The organism is Pusillimonas minor, assembly GCF_014237865.1.
In the GTDB taxonomy this organism is placed as follows: Bacteria; Pseudomonadota; Gammaproteobacteria; order Burkholderiales; family Burkholderiaceae_B; genus Neopusillimonas; species Neopusillimonas minor.
Genome location: NZ_JACJUU010000006.1, coordinates 17,571 through 34,460, shown reverse-complemented (window position 1 = coordinate 34,460; position 16,890 = coordinate 17,571). Strand labels below are relative to the sequence as shown.

Annotated in this window: 18 protein-coding genes; 16 read left to right on the top strand and 2 right to left on the bottom strand. The window is 59.3% G+C overall.

Annotation, left to right across the window (positions count from 1 at the left end; translation table 11 throughout):
- The first annotated feature begins 5 nt into the window (after positions 1-5).
- Positions 6-551: a hypothetical protein gene (locus tag GTU67_RS09010; protein ID WP_185779760.1), complete on the top strand. Its 546-nt coding sequence runs from the start codon at positions 6-8 to the stop codon at positions 549-551.
- 193 nt (positions 552-744) lie between these two features.
- The gene (locus GTU67_RS09005) at positions 745-1,125 is read left to right on the top strand and encodes a twin-arginine translocation signal domain-containing protein (protein WP_185779759.1); all 381 of its coding nucleotides are present in this window, start codon (positions 745-747) and stop codon (positions 1,123-1,125) included.
- Between the two features lie 81 nt (positions 1,126-1,206).
- Here the strand turns inward: GTU67_RS09005 and GTU67_RS09000 are convergent, their stop codons facing one another.
- Complete coding sequence (locus GTU67_RS09000; protein WP_185779758.1) at positions 1,207-1,743, bottom strand: hypothetical protein; 537 nt, start codon at positions 1,741-1,743, stop codon at positions 1,207-1,209.
- A 153-nt stretch (positions 1,744-1,896) separates the two neighbouring features.
- Between GTU67_RS09000 and GTU67_RS08995 the strand changes: the two genes are divergently transcribed.
- The 13 genes from GTU67_RS08995 to GTU67_RS08935 all read left to right on the top strand — a co-directional run bounded on the left by GTU67_RS08995 (position 1,897) and on the right by GTU67_RS08935 (position 12,740).
- Positions 1,897-2,601: a TrbJ/VirB5 family protein gene (locus tag GTU67_RS08995; protein WP_102776196.1), complete on the top strand. Its 705-nt coding sequence runs from the start codon at positions 1,897-1,899 to the stop codon at positions 2,599-2,601.
- Between the two features lie 74 nt (positions 2,602-2,675).
- Complete coding sequence (locus GTU67_RS08990) at positions 2,676-3,563, top strand: TrbL/VirB6 family protein (protein ID WP_249417660.1); 888 nt, start codon at positions 2,676-2,678, stop codon at positions 3,561-3,563.
- Positions 3,564-3,639: 76 nt separating this feature from the next.
- Complete coding sequence (locus tag GTU67_RS08985) at positions 3,640-3,777, top strand: conjugal transfer protein (protein ID WP_102776198.1); 138 nt, start codon at positions 3,640-3,642, stop codon at positions 3,775-3,777.
- Between the two features lie 3 nt (positions 3,778-3,780).
- The gene (locus GTU67_RS08980) at positions 3,781-4,467 is read left to right on the top strand and encodes a VirB8/TrbF family protein (protein WP_185779756.1); all 687 of its coding nucleotides are present in this window, start codon (positions 3,781-3,783) and stop codon (positions 4,465-4,467) included.
- A gap of 26 nt (positions 4,468-4,493) precedes the next feature.
- Entirely contained in the window at positions 4,494-5,345 is an 852-nt protein-coding gene (locus tag GTU67_RS08975; protein ID WP_185779755.1) for a TrbG/VirB9 family P-type conjugative transfer protein, read from the top strand.
- Positions 5,346-5,356: 11 nt separating this feature from the next.
- On the top strand, positions 5,357-6,466 hold the full coding sequence (gene virB10 / locus GTU67_RS08970) for a type IV secretion system protein VirB10 (protein ID WP_249417659.1): 1,110 nt from the start codon (positions 5,357-5,359) through the stop codon (positions 6,464-6,466).
- Positions 6,438-7,463, top strand: a complete 1,026-nt coding sequence (gene virB11 / locus GTU67_RS08965) for a P-type DNA transfer ATPase VirB11 (protein WP_185779753.1) — start codon at positions 6,438-6,440, stop codon at positions 7,461-7,463. Before virB10 ends, virB11 begins: the two co-directional genes overlap by 29 nt.
- Before the next feature lie 127 nt (positions 7,464-7,590).
- Positions 7,591-8,508 (top strand): TrfA, encoded by a 918-nt coding sequence (locus tag GTU67_RS08960; RefSeq protein ID WP_185779752.1) that lies wholly within the window; start codon positions 7,591-7,593, stop codon positions 8,506-8,508.
- 448 nt (positions 8,509-8,956) lie between these two features.
- Positions 8,957-9,415 carry a hypothetical protein gene (locus tag GTU67_RS08955; RefSeq protein ID WP_185779751.1) on the top strand — a complete coding sequence of 153 codons (459 nt, stop codon included), beginning with the start codon at positions 8,957-8,959 and terminating at the stop codon, positions 9,413-9,415.
- A gap of 26 nt (positions 9,416-9,441) precedes the next feature.
- Positions 9,442-9,861: a hypothetical protein gene (locus tag GTU67_RS08950; RefSeq protein WP_185779750.1), complete on the top strand. Its 420-nt coding sequence runs from the start codon at positions 9,442-9,444 to the stop codon at positions 9,859-9,861.
- A 38-nt stretch (positions 9,862-9,899) separates the two neighbouring features.
- Entirely contained in the window at positions 9,900-10,607 is a 708-nt protein-coding gene (stbB, locus tag GTU67_RS08945; RefSeq protein WP_185779749.1) for a StbB family protein, read from the top strand.
- 6 nt (positions 10,608-10,613) lie between these two features.
- On the top strand, positions 10,614-11,048 hold the full coding sequence (locus GTU67_RS08940) for a hypothetical protein (RefSeq protein WP_185779748.1): 435 nt from the start codon (positions 10,614-10,616) through the stop codon (positions 11,046-11,048).
- A 12-nt stretch (positions 11,049-11,060) separates the two neighbouring features.
- Positions 11,061-12,740 (top strand): type IV secretion system DNA-binding domain-containing protein, encoded by a 1,680-nt coding sequence (locus tag GTU67_RS08935; RefSeq protein ID WP_185779747.1) that lies wholly within the window; start codon positions 11,061-11,063, stop codon positions 12,738-12,740.
- Here the strand turns inward: GTU67_RS08935 and GTU67_RS15600 are convergent.
- Positions 12,718-13,464 (bottom strand): DUF2321 domain-containing protein, encoded by a 747-nt coding sequence (locus tag GTU67_RS15600; protein ID WP_343060230.1) that lies wholly within the window; start codon positions 13,462-13,464, stop codon positions 12,718-12,720. The genes GTU67_RS08935 and GTU67_RS15600 overlap by 23 nt on opposite strands.
- 237 nt (positions 13,465-13,701) lie before the next feature.
- Between GTU67_RS15600 and mobF the strand changes: the two genes are divergently transcribed.
- Positions 13,702-16,599 (top strand): MobF family relaxase, encoded by a 2,898-nt coding sequence (gene mobF, locus GTU67_RS08925; protein WP_185779746.1) that lies wholly within the window; start codon positions 13,702-13,704, stop codon positions 16,597-16,599.
- The last annotated feature ends 291 nt before the right edge of the window (positions 16,600-16,890 follow it).

Below are 16,890 nucleotides of genomic sequence, written 5' to 3'. Positions count from 1 at the left end.
AACCCATGAAACACAATGCCAACGAGCGTGAGAAGCAGCAGGCGCTGGATGAAGATCGACGCCAGACACAGGCTCGTGATGATCTGCAGGCAACGAAAGATCAGGATTTCTATACGCGGCTGGGTCTGCACGACCCGGACGCCGACCGCCCAGAAGACACTTTCCTGATCTCGGTCTATAGCGAACACTGGACGCATGAAGACCTGGAGGCTGGTGAAACCAATACCCGTGACATCGAGCTTGACCGGGTGACGGTGGACGCTGACGACCTCGAACGACACAGCCAGGATTTCGGCGTATCCGATCCGTCATGCAGCGACCCACGCATAAGTCCTGACATCTGGTTTTCGTCCACCCACCCGCGCCAGAATCGTGCCTATTTTGAGCAAGGTGTGCAAAAGTATTACAGCCTGCACGTCCATGAAGTGAATGGGCAGCGCCCCACACCTGAGGATTATCAGCGGGTGGCCGACCTCATCGGCGCCCGCTTCGACCATGCGCTAAGGCTGTCGCCACAGCATGAACAGGATGGACCAGAGCTGTGCCTGTAAACCTTCCAGACCGTCAATGCCACCCCACTGCCGATGAGATTGCAGGCATGGTTTGGTGGAACAATCTGAAACAAGACGAACGTGCCTGCTGGCTTACAACTGCCGGACACGCTTGCAGCGTGGCCGACGCCTGGGCAGCGTACAAACGCAGCCAGGGGCTTATCGAAAACCGACCACCATAGGAACGCACCCAATGAATCGAAGACATTTCATCGTCGCCGCCGGAGCCACTGCCCTGCTGAGCATCCTGGCGGGATGCAAGACTGAACCGAAAGGCGAGAAATTCATCGGACATTGGTTCTCGGATAACGGTCGCTACCCGCCGACCCTGGTCCACATTGAACGGAACGACGACACGTTCCTGTTCACAGAAACCGCATGGAACAACCTCGGCAAAGTTGGATACCGGTCCAATACCGTGCCAGCAACACTCAACGGCGCAGACAATATCCTGGTCGTGGGCGACAGAACACACATTGCCTACAAAGAGGCTGACGATAAAATTGTCTCTGACAACCTAAAGGCTCGCCGTATCACGGAAGCCGAATACCAAGCAGCCATTTCCAAGCAGTGATTTGTACTTGCTTCGACTTCCAGAAGCGGACTGTTAAGCTGGTTGAGCATGGTTATATGATGATGGTGCCGCTGAGTTCCGTTAAAACTCCCTAACCGGCGGCCCCATCCCAGGCGGCCCGTTCGGCCCGTCAGCCTCGCAAATAGCAATTATTCGAGCTGCTAGCTGGATGGCCGTGTCACACCGATATGAGGTAAAGCGATCTTTACTGTCGTTGGCCATGCTGGGTCTTATGACCCATTTGCCGGAGATGTTGCGCGCGATCTGTGGCAGTTCAAACATCGGTATGAGCCATGTGGCGACGAAGTCTGTCAAATCGTCGTTGCACAGGGCGCCAATGAGATAGGCACGCCGCGCTTCATTGAAAGTGGTGTGCCGCACTTCGAAGTGAACTGTGTGTCCGCGTTCTTCTGAGCCGACTCTTCGCAATGTGTTCGTTCGGCACTTCAGTTGGACGGCGGCGGAGTTGCCGGTCTGCTTATCGTAGAAAAGCACGTCGAGGCCATCATCGTCAGCCAGTGGCTGGAATGGTGATAGCCTTCCGTCACTTGCTTTCATCACGGCGTTGATAAGCAAGTTTTCGCCAATTGCTCCAATTTGGGTGGATGTAAGTGCCATTCGGTAATTCTCCTCGTGGCATGCATAGTAACGAAAGAAGGATCGTCACAGACAATCTAAGGCAGCACACGCCATCCACGCCCGTTCTCGACAGAGACCTACACAACGCACGGCGACTTAGCTCGCCACCACTATTACCCCCGGAGTTCTCCCATGACACGCTACAAGCATCTTGCGGCGGGCATTGCCCTGGCCGCTGTTTTCATAAACCCTGCCCGCGCCAGCGGCATCCCTACGGTCGATGCTGCAACCATAGCCCAGTTGCAAGAACAGCTGCTGACCGCCCGCGACCAGCTGAAGAACCTGACGGATCAACTGGCAACAGCCAGGGAGCAGCTTGCCGCCTTCACGCAGTCCAGCGGCTACGGTGTCATTCCCAACGATTACGCCATCCGCGATCAGCTTCGCGCAGCGCTACCCTCCAGCGCCCAGGACCTGCTGAACCGGTCTGGTAGCTCAGGCTTGAACGGGGATGTCTCCCGCATCACAGACAATGTCATGGCTCCTGTGAATTTCGCCGAAGACAGACAGGAGCTGTCAAAACGGTCACTGAACATTGAGGCAACCGCAAAAGCCATGAGTGAGCGGGCCTACGATTCGATGACTCAGCGGCTGGCCAATGTTGATGCCCTGCAGGATCAGATCAATCAAACGACCAACCCCAAGGAAATTGCTGAACTGCAGGCGCGGATTCAGATTGAGCAAGCGAATATCTCAGCCGAACAGACCCGCATTCAGCTTGCTGCACAGCAACTGGATGCGGAACGACAACTGCTGCAGGCTCGGGCTGAACGTGTCTATGGCGGATGGTTTGGGAACAAGCCAGCGTCAGACTCATCCCCCGGCGCGGCTGAATAGGCCAGCACGCCATGGCCAGCCTCACTCCATCCGTCGCGGCACCCACTACGCCAAGCAACATAGCTGAGTGGGTCATGACGCAAACCGAAAGTATCCTCAGCGATGCCATCAACGGGCCGATGCAGGCACTGTTCGAAGCACTCATGCCGGTCATCGTGGTGGGCCTGACTCTGCAATTTGTCGTGTACGCGTTTGCGCTCATGCACGGTCAGAGCAATATGACCGTCACCGAGTTCTTTCGCAAGGCCATTCTCGTAGCGATTGTGTCCATGATTTTTGGAGCAGGCGGCCTGTATCAGAACGACATTGCCAAAACCATGATCGCACTGCCTGACGATGTCACACAGCTCGCGCTCGGCACGGGCAACGTGGCGGCAGAAGTCGATAAGCTGCAGAACGAGACCAGTGAGGCATCCAATGCCATGCTGGGTTCCAGCGACCGGCCCTGGTACAACTTCATGCCTTCCACCAGGGAAGTGCTGGTCAGCATCCTGGCGACGCTGTTGCGAATCAATGCGGCCGTCGTAGGCAGCATCATCATGGTCATTGTGGTGGTCTGCAAAGTCGGCATGGCACTTGTGGTTGCTGCAGGGCCACTCTTTATCTCCGCGACATTGTTCGAGCCAACAAAACCTCTCTTCAATAACTGGGTTTCGCAGGCATTGAACTTTGTCTTCCTGGCCTTGCTTGCAGGCCTGGTCTTCGGCCTTATCCTGCAACTCAACATTCAGCTGATCCGCATGATCGCTGACCAGATAGAAACAGGGATGGCCGACGTGCTTTCACTGTTCGGCGCTCAGGTGCTTGTCGGTGCTGCCAGTCTCGTCATCATGATTCTGATTCCCGGCCTTGCCGCCGGCCTCTCCAACGGCTTCGGTGCTCAGCTCGGTGTCGGTTCCGCCGCCCGGGGCGCGTTCTCTGTTCTGCGTCTGCGTAGCATGTTGCGCCTGCGCGCCAAGTAAACCCCTCCCTACCCGCTGCCCAGCGGGGCCATCACCCCCTTCCTTCTGCCCGCGCGGCAGGACAGGAGCCCTTCCCATGCACAAACTCATTGCCGCCCTGGCGCTGGCCGGGCTGCTGGCCGGCTGCGCCTTTCATGCGCCCCAACCCCCACAGCCTGCTGACGGGCCGCGTGTGCCGGTGAATGCAAGCGCACCGATTTTCAAAGGAGCCTGAACCGTGGCAGAACCTCTCAAGTCTGAAGACGTTGCAGCCTGGCTGGAGCAATCGCGTGGCCTGGAGCGCGACCACCTGGGCGAACTGGTCACCAGCCGCAAGCGCGCCTGGCAGGTTGCCATAGGCGCGGGGCTGATCGCCTTTGCCGCTGTCGCCGCCGTGGCGGGTCTGACGCCCCTAAAGCAACCGCCTGAAATGTATGTGGTGCGCGTGGATAACGCCACCGGCAGCATCGAGCATGTCAGCACCTTGGGCGAACCGATGGAAGACTATGGCCAGCGCATCGCCAAGTATTTTCTGAACACCTATGTGCTGAATTGCGAAGGCTACAGCTGGCAGACCATTCAGGAGCAATTCGACACCTGCGCCCTGCTGTCATCGCCGCCCATTCAGGTGCAGTACGGCAAGCGCTTCGAAGGGCCGGATGCCGTGACCACGCGGCTTGGCACCCTGGGTACGGTCGATGTTCAGATTCATTCCATCACCCTGGGCACCAATCAGGCCGCCATTGTGCGCTTCACCAGAACGGAGCGTGAAGTCTCCACCGGCAACGTCACCAGGACGCGGCATCTGATCGCCACCATGGCCTACCAGTACGCCGACGTACCTCTCACAGAAGCCGTCGCCCGGCGCAATCCGCTGGGCTTTCAGGTTGTGCGCTACGACCTGGCTGCCGACCTGTCGCGCTGACCCGCCCCGGATCAGAAGGAATCCCCATGTTTGAACTCTTACCACGCAGGCGGGCGGTGGCGCTGCTGCTGTGCCTGGCCCTGCCAACCAGCGCCTGGGCGCTGGAGACGCCCCGCTCCTCACGCCTCGACCATCGGGTGCGCTATGTCAACTATGACGCGGCCAACGTGATCCAACTGGATGCGGTGATCGGTGTTGCCACCCACATCCAGCTGGAACCCGGCGAAAGCTATCAGTATCACGTCTTTGGCGACAGTCAGGCTTACGCCTTCACGTACAAGAACCACCACCTGTTCTTCAAACCCACCGCCGAAGACGCTGACACCAACCTGATCGTTATCACCGACCGGCGGGAATACAGCTTCCGGCTGTCCTACAGCCCTGACCGCAGCGCCCCAGCCCTTTACAAGCTGGTGATGCGCTACCCCGAAGTAGAGGCTCGCATGAAGGCTCAGGCGGCACAAAAGGCAGCGGTTGAGCGTTCATTGCAGGCATCTGCCGACACGATGAACTGGCAGGCGTACACCCGAAGTGGCAACGCCAGCATTGCCCCCGTTCACGCCTGGGATGATGGCCGTCATACCTGGCTGCAGTTCCCCCCGGAAACCGACATGCCCACGGTGTACCGCGTGACCCCTGACGGCCAGGAAGTCATCACCAACTATCACATGGCCGATGAACGGACGATGGTGCTGCACCGCACCTCACCACGCTGGCATCTGCGTCTGGGTAACCAGGTGCTGGCCATCCATAACGAAGCCTTCGGCCTGACCCCGGTACCCGCCCACACCGGCACAGCCTCTCCCGCCGTCCGGCGCACGGTGAAAGGCGCGGCAGCGCCTGTACCAACGTTGAGGATTCGGGAGATTACGCCATGAAGGAACAGCCCATGAACGACACCGACCCGCACCAGGAGCAGACCACCCCGGCCAGCCTGGAGCGTGAAGCGCTGAACCTGGAAACCGCCGGGCGCAGCGCCCCACGTGGCGCACGCGCCTTTCTGTGGCTCACCATCCTGGTGGCCATTGCCGTGGCCATCGGTGTACTGCTGAAAGCCTGGAGCCGGGAACCGGCGTCAGCCAGCGACAGCAGCCTGGAAGCCGATCAAAGCGGAATCACCAACCGGCTGAAACCGCCCAGGGTGGAGCGACCCGCGCCACCTAAGCCTTTGCCTCCCCCGGCATCTGAGCCGGTCCCTGCGCCCGCCTATGTCCTTCCACCACCGACGCCCGCAGCACCGCCGCGTGTCGATGAAGTGGCTCAGCGGCGGCTGGCCAGCCCGCTGCAGGCGGGCGGCGCAGACGGAGGCAGCACAGGCAGCAGCCAAGCCAACGCGCCAGGCGGCCCCTACAGTGATGCCGGCCCCCTGGCCGACAAGCTGCGGCCCCTGGAACTTGCGCCCTCCGTGGCCGGGCTGCTGGGCGATCGCAACTTTCTGCTCACCCAAGGCACCATGATCGACTGCACCCTACAAACCAAACTGGTCAGCACTCAGCCGGGGCTGCTCACCTGTCTGGCCACCCACGATGTCATGAGCGCCAACGGCAAGGTCAAGCTGATCGACGCCGGCACCAAGTTCACCGGCTATCAGTCCGGCGGTATCCAGCAGGGCCAGGCCCGCGCCTTTGTCACCTGGAACCGGCTGGAAACGCCTGCCGGCGTCATCGTGGAACTGGCCTCACCTGGCACCGGCCCCCTGGGCGAAGCCGGGCTGGATGGTCATGTCGATAACCATTTCTGGGAACGCTTCGGCAACGCCATCCTGCTGTCCCTGGTGGGCGACTTCGGCAACTGGGCATCGAATCAGGGACAGTCCGGCGACAACAACATCCGCTTCGACAACACCGCCCAAGGCGGGCAGGAAGCTATCGCCAAGATTCTGGAACGATCTCTGGACATACCTCCCACCCTCTATAAAAACCAGGGCGAACGCATCGGCATCATGGTCGCCCGTGATCTGGATTTCAGCCATGTCTACGACCTTGAACTTACCCCTTGAAGTGGTCCCTTTTGATCGCGCCATTTCGGTACGCACCTTTCTGCGGCCCCTGGTTCAGCATCTGCAGGACCCGAAAGTCACAGAAATTGCCATCGTGCGCGAGGGCCATCTGTACGCCCGCACGGACGGACACTGGGTGTCGCACGACTGCGAGGAACTGAGCTACCCGCACCTGGAAGCGCTCGCGACGGCACTGGCGGCCTACAACCACATGGCGCGCAGCCCCATCATGTCGGTGGTCCTGCCTGATGGGGAGCGCGGCCAGATCATTCTGCCACCGGCCTGCATAGACGACACCATCGCCATCAACATCCGCAAACACGCCACGGAAACTTTCTACCTGAAGCAGCTGGCGTCCGGCGGGGCTTTCAAGTCCACCATGGACGCCACCGCCAAATATGGTGCTGACGGCTTGTCGAAACTCGATCAGCGGCTGCTGATACTGAAGAACAGAGGAGACTATTTCGAGTTTCTGGTGGACGCCGTCCGCGCGCGCAAGAACATCGTGATTTCGGGAGCAACAGGGTCAGGAAAAACCACTTTCGCCCGATCCCTCATGAATGAAATACCCGTCCATGAACGCCTTATCACCATTGAAGACGTGCATGAACTGATCCTGCCCTGGCATGAAAACCGTATCCACCTGATGTACGGCGGCACACGGGGCCGCGTATCGGCCACCGACTGCCTGGCGGCCTGCATGCGCCTGTCACCCGACCGGATTTTCCTGGCAGAGTTGCGCGGCCCGGAAACCTGGGATTACCTAGCGGCCCTGAACACCGGCCACCCAGGTTCTGTGACAACCACGCATGCCAACAGCGCAATCGACGCCTTCGACCGGCTGGCCATCCTCACCAAGCAGTCCCCCACCGGCGGCAATCTGGACTTGCCCACGATTCAGACCTTTCTGCAGCAGACCGTGGACATTGTTGTGCATGTCGAGAAATTCCGTGTGCAAGAAATCTGGTTTGAACCCCGGCGCCACGTCGTCGCCTGAGTTCGCGCAGCAGCCACACCCAATCCATTCGACCCGGCAGGTTGCCGGGTCCACCTACCCCGAACCCGTGTGAGGCGCTGCACACACTCCGGGCGGCCCTTGCATGGGTTCGCCCGGAGCATCATCAATGACCACCCCCACCCGCACGCCTTTTCACAAGGATGCCAACCTGCAGCGGCTGTCGGCTGCCATGCAGCGCGCCATGCAGAAAGCCTCTCAGGCCATGGCTGACGCTGCAGAGAAACAAGCCACCATCCCGACCCCGTTCATGCTGCCCGGCATGAACGAGACCGTCCGGGCCATTCCCAACTACATTGCCCGTAGCGCCATCTTTGCCCCGGTACGCCGGGGTTGGCGTCCTCTCCACGATGAAACCGTATTCCTGGAGGGCAGCCACATCCTGCTGAAAGGGTCGGGCAAGCAACTGAGTGAAGACCATGCCGACATCTGGATGCACGCCATGTATCTGCAGACCACCGCCCTGCTGGGCGAAGCGCCGGTTATCAACCGTGCCGACTTCCTGCGCGGCATGGGCCGGCCCACAGGCGGCAGCGCCTACGAATGGCTGCATGAAGGCATGAAAGACCTGGCCCGCTTTACCCTGTGCATCGAGGCGCGTAGAAAAGACGGCTCCGTGAAATACAGCTATGGTCGCCACCCCTCCACCCGTGTGATCGCCATGATCGGGGGCTTTGACTACCACGAGCCCACGGGCAGCTACACCCTGTATGCCGACCCGCGCTGGGCGCAGATTTTCGGCAACCGGGAATATGCCCTGGTGGATTGGGCCAAGCGCCTGCAGATGCGTCACGACCTGTCAAAGAGCCTGCAGCGGCTGATTGGCACCTCTGCCGACATCCAGCAGAAATACAGCCTGGACATCCTCAAGCAACGCGCCCAATACACCGGGCGCATGCGGGATTTCCGGGTCACGTTGGAGCGCAGCCTGGAAGAATTGGAAGCTCTGAAAGTGATCTCGGAACCCCGGATTGAAACCGCGACTCGGGGCCATGAACAGGCGGTCTGGACGCGCCTTGAACGGTAGTTTTTCATCGTCATAGCATCGCGCCTCATGCCTGCAAACAGCCATTCCAGGCCCGATTTTCAGCCTGTGGATAAGTGATTTTGGCGTCGTCATAGCATCGCGGCAGGCACGTCATAAGATCGCGGCCTTTCGTCAGAGCATCGCGTTTTATCGTCACAGCATCGCGCAAGATTTTTTGAAACCCGCATGAATACTGGCTTTCCAGCCATCGCAGCGCCTTCTACCTTATTTCTACCTTTCTTCTACCAAACCGGCCTGTGAACAAGTCACGCCGTCAGCAGCCTGACACGCCGCACTTTGCCTGTTCACGTCAGGCCATCTTGCATTCCACGCTGCACAGCCGCATAGCGGCTGTCGGTCAGCAACGAAGCCAGCACCCGCCCACCCGGGCTACCCCTTCTTTTCACCCCAAGCACTGCCCGTAAAGTCACAGGGCAAAGGAGATTCCATGCACTCGACCATCGACACCCGCATGCTCAACATTGCACAGGAAGCCGCCCTCCATGGCGTCGGCACCATGAGCCTGGGCGAAGCGCTCACTGCGGCGCTCATCCTGAACCGCTGCGACTGGCTGCGCGAACGCGGCTACAGCATCGCTGAAGCCCTGGAGCGCATCGGCCCGGAGTGGACCGCCCGCCTGCGCGAAGTCGAAAGACAGTTCTACGACGAAGTCACCCAGACCCGGCTGCGCTTCAATTTCGAGATTCTTCCTCACCCAGCCGACACGGGCTGCTTCACCCTGCGCCTGTTGGAGAACGGCCAGGAAGTCGGCGGCGGTCAATTCTCCACCCACGGCAAGACTGCCCCGTTTACAGACGAACAATCCGCCTACGACGAAGCGCTGGCCACGGGCCGCTCCTGGCTGGTCGCTAGGCAGGCTGCCGTCTTTCCTGAATTGTCGCGATAAGCGGCATCAATCCCCCCTGGAATCCTATGACTGAATCCGCTCCCGTCGCACGCTACCGGGCCGCGCTCGCTGAGCTGGACCCTCGCATCAGCATCGCAGCCCAGCTGCGCGCGCTCTTTCCTCTGATCGAAGCTGAGCTCGCCGCCGGCGTTCCCCATGCAGCCGTGCTGGATGATCTGGCCGCAGCGGGCCTGTCGGTCCAGTACAGCACCTACGCCATCACGCTGTACCGCTGGCGCAAGGCACAGCGGTGTGCTGCAGCCAAACCTGCCGCGCTGCCCAAGCCGCACGCTGCGCCCACCACAGCCCCTAAAGCGCCACCCGCAACCGTCCCAGCCCTCGATGCCATCCAGGGCCGGCCCCGCAACATTGAGACGCCCGGCGACCTGCGCAAGATTCGCGACATGCGTATCGACCTGGAAGCCCTGCGCCGTGAAGGCAAGTAACCCCCTCTTCCACTGACAAACCCCACAAGGAATAGACCATGAAAGTCGCCGTTCTCAATTACACCGGCTCCGTTGGCAAGACGGTTGTTGCTTCCCATCTGCTCGCACCCCGCATGAACGGGGCGCAGATTTTTGCGGTGGAATCCACCAACGAAACCGGGGCCGACCTGGGCCTGAATGTCGATCAGCTGCGCGGTGAACACTTTGGCCGCCTGTTCCGCGAACTGCTCACCCGGGATGACGCGATTGTCGATGTCGGTGCCAGCAACATCGAGGATTTCCTGACCCACATGATGCGCTACGAAGGCGCGCACGAAGAAATGAGCTACTTCGTGCTGCCGGTCATCAACACCGGCAAAGCCCAGCGCGAAACCATTAAAACCGTGGCCGCGCTGGCTGCGCTGGGTGTGGACCCGGAACGGGTACGGATTCTGTTCAATCGTGTCGATAGCAGCGTAGAAGAAGAGTTTCCCTCCATCCTGGCCTATGCCGCCAAGTCGGGCGAAGTGCAGGCCAACCCCCAGGCTGCCGTCTACGAAAACGAAGTCTTCGAGCTGCTGGCCGACCAGCGCACCACCATCGCAGAGGTTCTGGCTGACCAGACCGACTACCGCGCCCTGCTGCGTAGCGCCGACTCTGACGATCATGCCCGCATCTCGCAGCTGAGTAACCGCCATGCCCTGCGCGCCCTGGCCAAGCCGGTGGACAGGCAGATGAACGCGGCCTTCGCTGCCCTGTTCTCGTGATCCGTCATGGATGCCCACACGCCGCCCAGCGGCCCCCGTTCAAAACTGGATTTGCTGTATCACGAAGTCCTGGGTGAAGTGGCCGGCCTGGTGGACAGGCTGGAAGCCGTCACCCGTACTCTGGATGTCGCCCAGCAGCAGATGCAAACCATGAGCGAAACCCAGCAGATGCTGCCCCAGCAACTCAGCCGCCACCTGAGCGCCACGCTGGAAACGGCTGCCAAGCCGGTAAACCAGCAGCTTCAGCAGGCCATACAAGCCATGCTCAACGACACCGGCTCCCGGCTGGACCAGCTGAGCCGGGAATCCGCGCAATACGCCCACATTGCCCACCAATCTGCGCGCCGCATGGCCACCATCGCCCTGGCTGTGGGCGGCGCTGCCGGCGTGCTGGGTGGGCTACTGGCCGGGCTTGCCCTCGGCAAGTTTCTGATCTCTTGAGGTTCATCCCCCATGTCCACCCTGATCTCACCCATCACCCGGCGGCGCATTGCCGCCTTTTCCTTGGCAATTTTCCCCACTGTAGCGTGGATGACTGCAGCCACCTGGGCCAGCCAGATGCACTGGCGCGACTGGAACGCCCATACTTTTCGGCATTTTTTGATGCTCACACCGCAGTACCCCCTGCTCTACGGTGCGCTGGGTGTCGGCCTGGCGCTTTCCCTGGTGCTGATACTTTTCATAGGACGTACTGCCAGGACCGAAGGCTTTGAAGGCGCAGCCTACAAACGCTTTGTGCGCGGGACGCGCACCACCAGCGCCAAAAACCTGGCACGACAGTGTGAAGAGCGCGGCAAGATGCAGATAAATGTGGGCGGCATTCCTATGCCGACTGCAAATGAAAACCTGCACCTGCTTATCAGCGGCGCAACGGGTTCGGGTAAATCCGTGCTGCTGCGGAACATGGCGGCATCAGTGCTCAAACGCTCACAGCATGATATGGCCAGGCATCTACCCAGCAAAACGCCTGCACGTAATGACCGCATGATCGTCATTGACCCCAATGGCGATCTGCTGAGCAAATTCTGGCATCCCAACGATGTCATCCTGAACCCCTACGATGCCCGCAGCCAGGGCTGGTCTTTCTTCAACGAAGTGCGAGCCGATTACGACTGGAAGCGGCTGGCCCGTTCCATGGTCCCCATGAGCCAGGACCGCAATGCGGAGGAATGGAACGATTTCGGTCGCCTGCTGCTACGTGAAACGGCAAAGAAACTTTATGAGCTGCAGGGCGAAGAAGCCAGCATCATGGACTTGTTTCGGCTTTGCACCATCGAAGATCCCAAGGTGCTGAAGCAGTTTCTGGAAGGCACCCTGGCCGAATCCCTGTTTGTCGGTTCCAGCGAAGCCAGCAAGGCGCTGTCCTCAGCCCGATTCGTGTTGTCGAACAAGCTCTCGGAACATACCGGCATGAAACCCGGCAGATTCTCCATCCGTGACTGGCTGGCAAAGCCAGACGGCGGCAACCTGTATATCAACTGGCGCGAAGACATGATGAGTTCCATGAAACCCCTGGTGTCATCCTGGGCCGACGTGTTCATCACCTCCATTCTGTCCATGCCTGAAAGCGCCTACCGACGCTGGTGGCTGTTCATTGATGAACTGGCCAGCCTGGAAGCGCTGCCTTCACTGGAAGCCGGCCTGACCAAAGGCCGCAAGAACGGTCTGCGTATCGTGGCGGGCCTGCAAAGCACATCACAGCTGGAGCACATATACGGGCGCACCATGGCAACCACCATCCGAGCCAGCTTCCGCAACCTGGCCGTGCTCGGCGGCTCCCGCACCGACCCGCAAACGGCCAAGGACATGAGCGAAAGCCTCGGCAAGCATGAAGTGGAACGCCCCAAGTTCAGCATCAGTCGCAGTGCGGACAATCGCAATACATCGGACAACATGGAACGGGTGACGGAAGACGTGGTGACGGCAGCGCAGATACAAGCGCTGCCGGCATTAACTGGATATATTGCCTTGGCAGGCAATTACCCGATTACAAAGGTCAATTTGCCGTTCAGTGCGTATACAACAGCAACGAAGACTTTTGAGGATTGGAGTAACGCCAACCGGCCGTCAAGCATTGCCACGACCAGACCCGTCAAGATATCAGTTCGGCCTAGTGCCCCTTCGGGACAATAAGAACCTTTACCTCAAGATCACCCTCGCTGCGCGTCAGATCGTTTTCTAAACCACGCGGATTCGCAACCCATCCTTCCGGATCGTAAACAAAACAGATTAGCTTTTTGCAGTCAGGGTGCGCGCGATAGCGTTGTATATCGACGATCAGTTGCTCTCCAACATCCTTCGCCTTTAATGTCGCCCGTGTTTTTTTAACTTCGACAATAATCTGCTCGTCCTTCAAAAGGAAGTCGACTCTTGAACTAGCACCAGCATAGCTGGGTGTCCATTCTTCAGGTCGAATATCCTCGAAATGGACTCTCAATAGCGCGTGCAACAGATCCTGGACATCATATTCATCATTCACCAATAACGAAGGCCGGTCACTATACCTTGTCCGTAGTTGTTTCGCGACTAAATGAAACCGGCTGCAAATGTGTTCCAGGAGCTTGAAGCCGTCCACAGTAGTATCGACAGCTTCAGCAAGTTGCTTCTTCTTCTCTAACCATGGAAATGGTTTCCCACAATTTTCGCAGTGTGTCGGAACAGGAGTCCTGAATCCCACTGCGAACACTCCCTCTACGTGATAGTCGCCACGTATGTCAAACCCGCAAGCTTGGCATTGATGGATTGTTTCCGCCCCGCATTTAGAACAATGTTTCCTCCGAAATTCAGGCGACCGATGGTACGAATCGGTGATCTGATGACCATTCATACAGACTTGCTGAACATCGTGATATCCCACAGGTTCCCCCTAACCGAAAAATAATGAAGCTAAACCGGTCTCTAGCCATTCGGGCGAATATGCGCCAAATCTATGAGACAAAAAGCTAGAGAATGACCGCCATGTTAGGGGCCAGCCGCGACAGGCTGATCAGCTTCGAATCACCCGTGCGCAAGAAGGATATTACTAAGTTTTTCAATATGTAGGCTTTCACTTAATCAATCGGTCCACGCTATCAGTTTCCTTTCTGGAGCCACGATGATCTCCCACAGCCAGAGCTACCGCGCCCGCGCGTCTCTTGCCACCCACTACTACGCCGACCAAGCCGACGATTACTACAGCCGCGACGGTGGAGCCGCGACCTGGCAAGGCGTCGGCGCCCGGCGCCTGGGAGCCGTCGGTGAGATTGACCCTGCCCGCTTCAAAGCCATGCTGCAGGGCGACTTTGGCCGGAACGTGACAGCTGGCCGGTCGATCCGCAAGGATGCAAAGGCCCGTGCTGCGCTCGATCTGACCTTTGGTGCGCCCAAGAGCATTACGCTGCAGGCGCTGATCGGTGGCGATGAACGCTTGATTTATGCCAACGATCAGGCGGTGGCTGCTGCCCTGGCCTATGTTGAACAGCATCTGACTATGGGTCGCCGCAAGGAAAACGGCAAGTCTCGGGTAGAACAGACAGGCAATCTCATCATTGCAAAGTTCCGCCACGAAACCGCACGCCCTACGGAAGACGCAGCCCCTGACCCTCACCTGCACGTCCACGCCTTGCTGATGAACCTAACCCAGCGCGCTGACGGTAACTGGGTGTCGCTCTCGAACGAGGCCATCTTCAAGCTGCTGCGGGTGACCGATGCCATCTATCAAGCTGAACTGGAACGTAATGTCCGCACTCTGGGGTATGCCGTCCGCCATGAAAAGAACCATATCGAGCTAGCCCATATCACTCGTGAACAGATCGAGTTCTTCAGTAAGCGCAGCGCCGGCATCACGTCTGAACTGACTGCACGCGGCACAACCCGCGACAATGCGCATCATGCACTGCGTCAGGGCATCAATCTGGCGCACCGCCAAGAGAAATCCCAGGCTTTCAGCCGCACGGAACTGCACCAGCAGTGGCGGGAAGCCGCTGTTGCTATCGGAATGCAGTTTGACCAGGCTCCCCACGACGCTGAACGACAGGCGCCCGAAGCAGAGGAAGCGTCTGCCGATCTTGTCGCACAGGCTTCGCTGGATTGGGCCATCCAGCATCTGGCTGAACGGGAGTCTGTTATGCCCCTGGCCGATCTCCTGCACAGCGCCATACGCCATGCCGGGGGCCATACCAACATCACAGCCATTCAGGCAGCTATCCAGGGCCGTGTCGCATCCGGTGCGCTGATCCAGGAAGCGCCGCACTACAGCAGCACACAGGACAAAAAAGCAAAGCCCATGACCCGCGAAGGATGGGCGGCAGAAGTCACTCGACTGGCTGGATTAAACCCGGACACTGCCCTGCAGCTGGTTGATGACGCCATTGCCCAGGGCCGCCTGTTGATGGAAAGCCCACGCTACGCCACCCGCAAGGCCCATGAAGCCGAATCCAGGATACTGGCTGCTGAACAGGCTGGCCGGGGTGCCTGGCAGCCCTCTATCAACGCCGCCGACGCTGAAAACGCCCTGGACGCTCTTTTGACTCCCGGCCAGCGCGAAGCAGTCATGCTGATTACCACCGGCACCGACAAAGTGGCCGGTATCCAGGGCCTGGCCGGCACCGGGAAGTCCTTCGCTCTGCAAAACGCCCAGGCCATCCTGCGTGAACAGGGTCACACCATGACGGCACTCGCGCCCTACGGCAACATGGTCCGCAACCTGCGCGACGACGGCATTCCGGCCAACACCATTGCCTCCATCCTGGGCGCTGCCGACAAGCGCCCCTTCCTGAATTCCCTGGGACCGAAGTCCGTGGTCGTCATCGACGAAGCTGGAGTAGTGCCGGTGCGGCAGATGGACAAGCTGCTGGCGCTTATTCAACCCACAGGCGCGAAGGTGGTACTGCTGGGAGACACTGCCCAGACCAAGGCCATCGAGGCGGGCCGCGCCTTTGCCATGCTGCAGGAACACGGAATGAAGACCGTATTGATGGGCGACATCCAACGCCAACGCACGGCGCGGCTGCGCCAGGCGGTAGAACTCGCCGCCACAGGCCGGGCCAGTCACTCCTTGCCGCTGCTGAATGGGATCCGCGTCATTCCAGATCAGTTCACCACCGACGAACATGGCAGAAAGACCCGCGACAGTTCAGCCCGTTATGAGGCCATCTCCAAGACCTACACCGGGCTGACTGCCGCCGAACAGGCCAACACCATTGTCGTGACCGGCACCAACGCATCAAGGAATGAAATCAACCAACGCATCCACGCCTTGCTGGGCCTGGAAGGCAAAGGCCGCCCGTGCCAACTGCTGGCCCGGCATGACACCACTCGTGCCGAACGCAGTGTTGCCCGCTACTACACCGTGGGTGACATCGTGATTCCAGAACGTGATTACAAGTGCGGCTTGAAACGCGGCGAACTCTACGGCGTGACAGGCAGCAACAGCCATGACCGTATCAGCGTCATGCCTGTCCAGGCGGACTCGGCTAACGTACAGCCGATAGAAATCATTCCCAAGACCATGAGCAAGCTATCGGTCTACCACCTGAACACTGCAGAGATTTCTGTCGGCGACCATGTTCGCATCACGCGCAACGACGCCCAGAATGACTTGGTCAACGGGCAGCTGGCGAAAGTTGTGGCCATCGACTCGGCCAGCGTAACGCTTGAAACCCAGGGCCGCCATGTCCAGCTACCCACAGAACGGCCACTGAACATGGACTACGCCTACGCCACTACAGCGCACAGCGCGCAGGGGCTGACTTGCGACCGGGTGCTTTACAACGCTGAGAGCTTCAGCCGCTCCACCGCCCAGGACACCTACTATGTCAGCATCTCGCGGGAACGGCATGATGTGACGGTGTTCACCGACGATGCAGAGAAGCTGCCGGAAAGAGTGGACAGGCAGACTTACAAGGGACTGGCGCACGACCTACAGCCTGCGGCCGCAAAGGTCTTTAGCCAGGATGAAAAGGAGCTGGCCGCATCGACTCTACCTGTCGAATCTGACCTTGAGGTAGATTGACACAATTGTGCAGGCCGGTTGCAGGCAATGTGTAATTGGTGGGTAGTCCAGTTTCAGCCATGCTGCAGCTGGCATGCCCTCAGCAAGTCCTGAAGGTGTATAAAGCCAGCCGTCTAGATGTAGCGCCACAACTGCGGAAAGAATTTATTCCACCGTCTACGCCCCGGAAGGCCACACCCGTGGCCTTCCCTTCCTCCTTCCAATCAATGCCTTATGCAATTCTGTAGCACTTTCTGTCCTGCATGGCAGTTCATAACGGATTACCGCTAAGCGCCTGAAAAGACAACCTTC

Coding starts and splice junctions, on each gene's coding strand:
- GTU67_RS09010 (WP_185779760.1), top strand. CDS start 6: ATGAAACACAATGCCAACGAGCGTGAGAAGCAGCAGGCGCTGGATGAA.
- GTU67_RS09005 (WP_185779759.1), top strand. CDS start 745: ATGAATCGAAGACATTTCATCGTCGCCGCCGGAGCCACTGCCCTGCTG.
- GTU67_RS09000 (WP_185779758.1), bottom strand. CDS start 1,743: ATGGCACTTACATCCACCCAAATTGGAGCAATTGGCGAAAACTTGCTT.
- GTU67_RS08995 (WP_102776196.1), top strand. CDS start 1,897: ATGACACGCTACAAGCATCTTGCGGCGGGCATTGCCCTGGCCGCTGTT.
- GTU67_RS08990 (WP_249417660.1), top strand. CDS start 2,676: ATGACGCAAACCGAAAGTATCCTCAGCGATGCCATCAACGGGCCGATG.
- GTU67_RS08985 (WP_102776198.1), top strand. CDS start 3,640: ATGCACAAACTCATTGCCGCCCTGGCGCTGGCCGGGCTGCTGGCCGGC.
- GTU67_RS08975 (WP_185779755.1), top strand. CDS start 4,494: ATGTTTGAACTCTTACCACGCAGGCGGGCGGTGGCGCTGCTGCTGTGC.
- virB10 (WP_249417659.1), top strand. CDS start 5,357: ATGAACGACACCGACCCGCACCAGGAGCAGACCACCCCGGCCAGCCTG.
- virB11 (WP_185779753.1), top strand. CDS start 6,438: ATGTCTACGACCTTGAACTTACCCCTTGAAGTGGTCCCTTTTGATCGC.
- GTU67_RS08960 (WP_185779752.1), top strand. CDS start 7,591: ATGACCACCCCCACCCGCACGCCTTTTCACAAGGATGCCAACCTGCAG.
- GTU67_RS08955 (WP_185779751.1), top strand. CDS start 8,957: ATGCACTCGACCATCGACACCCGCATGCTCAACATTGCACAGGAAGCC.
- GTU67_RS08950 (WP_185779750.1), top strand. CDS start 9,442: ATGACTGAATCCGCTCCCGTCGCACGCTACCGGGCCGCGCTCGCTGAG.
- stbB (WP_185779749.1), top strand. CDS start 9,900: ATGAAAGTCGCCGTTCTCAATTACACCGGCTCCGTTGGCAAGACGGTT.
- GTU67_RS08940 (WP_185779748.1), top strand. CDS start 10,614: ATGGATGCCCACACGCCGCCCAGCGGCCCCCGTTCAAAACTGGATTTG.
- GTU67_RS08935 (WP_185779747.1), top strand. CDS start 11,061: ATGTCCACCCTGATCTCACCCATCACCCGGCGGCGCATTGCCGCCTTT.
- mobF (WP_185779746.1), top strand. CDS start 13,702: ATGATCTCCCACAGCCAGAGCTACCGCGCCCGCGCGTCTCTTGCCACC.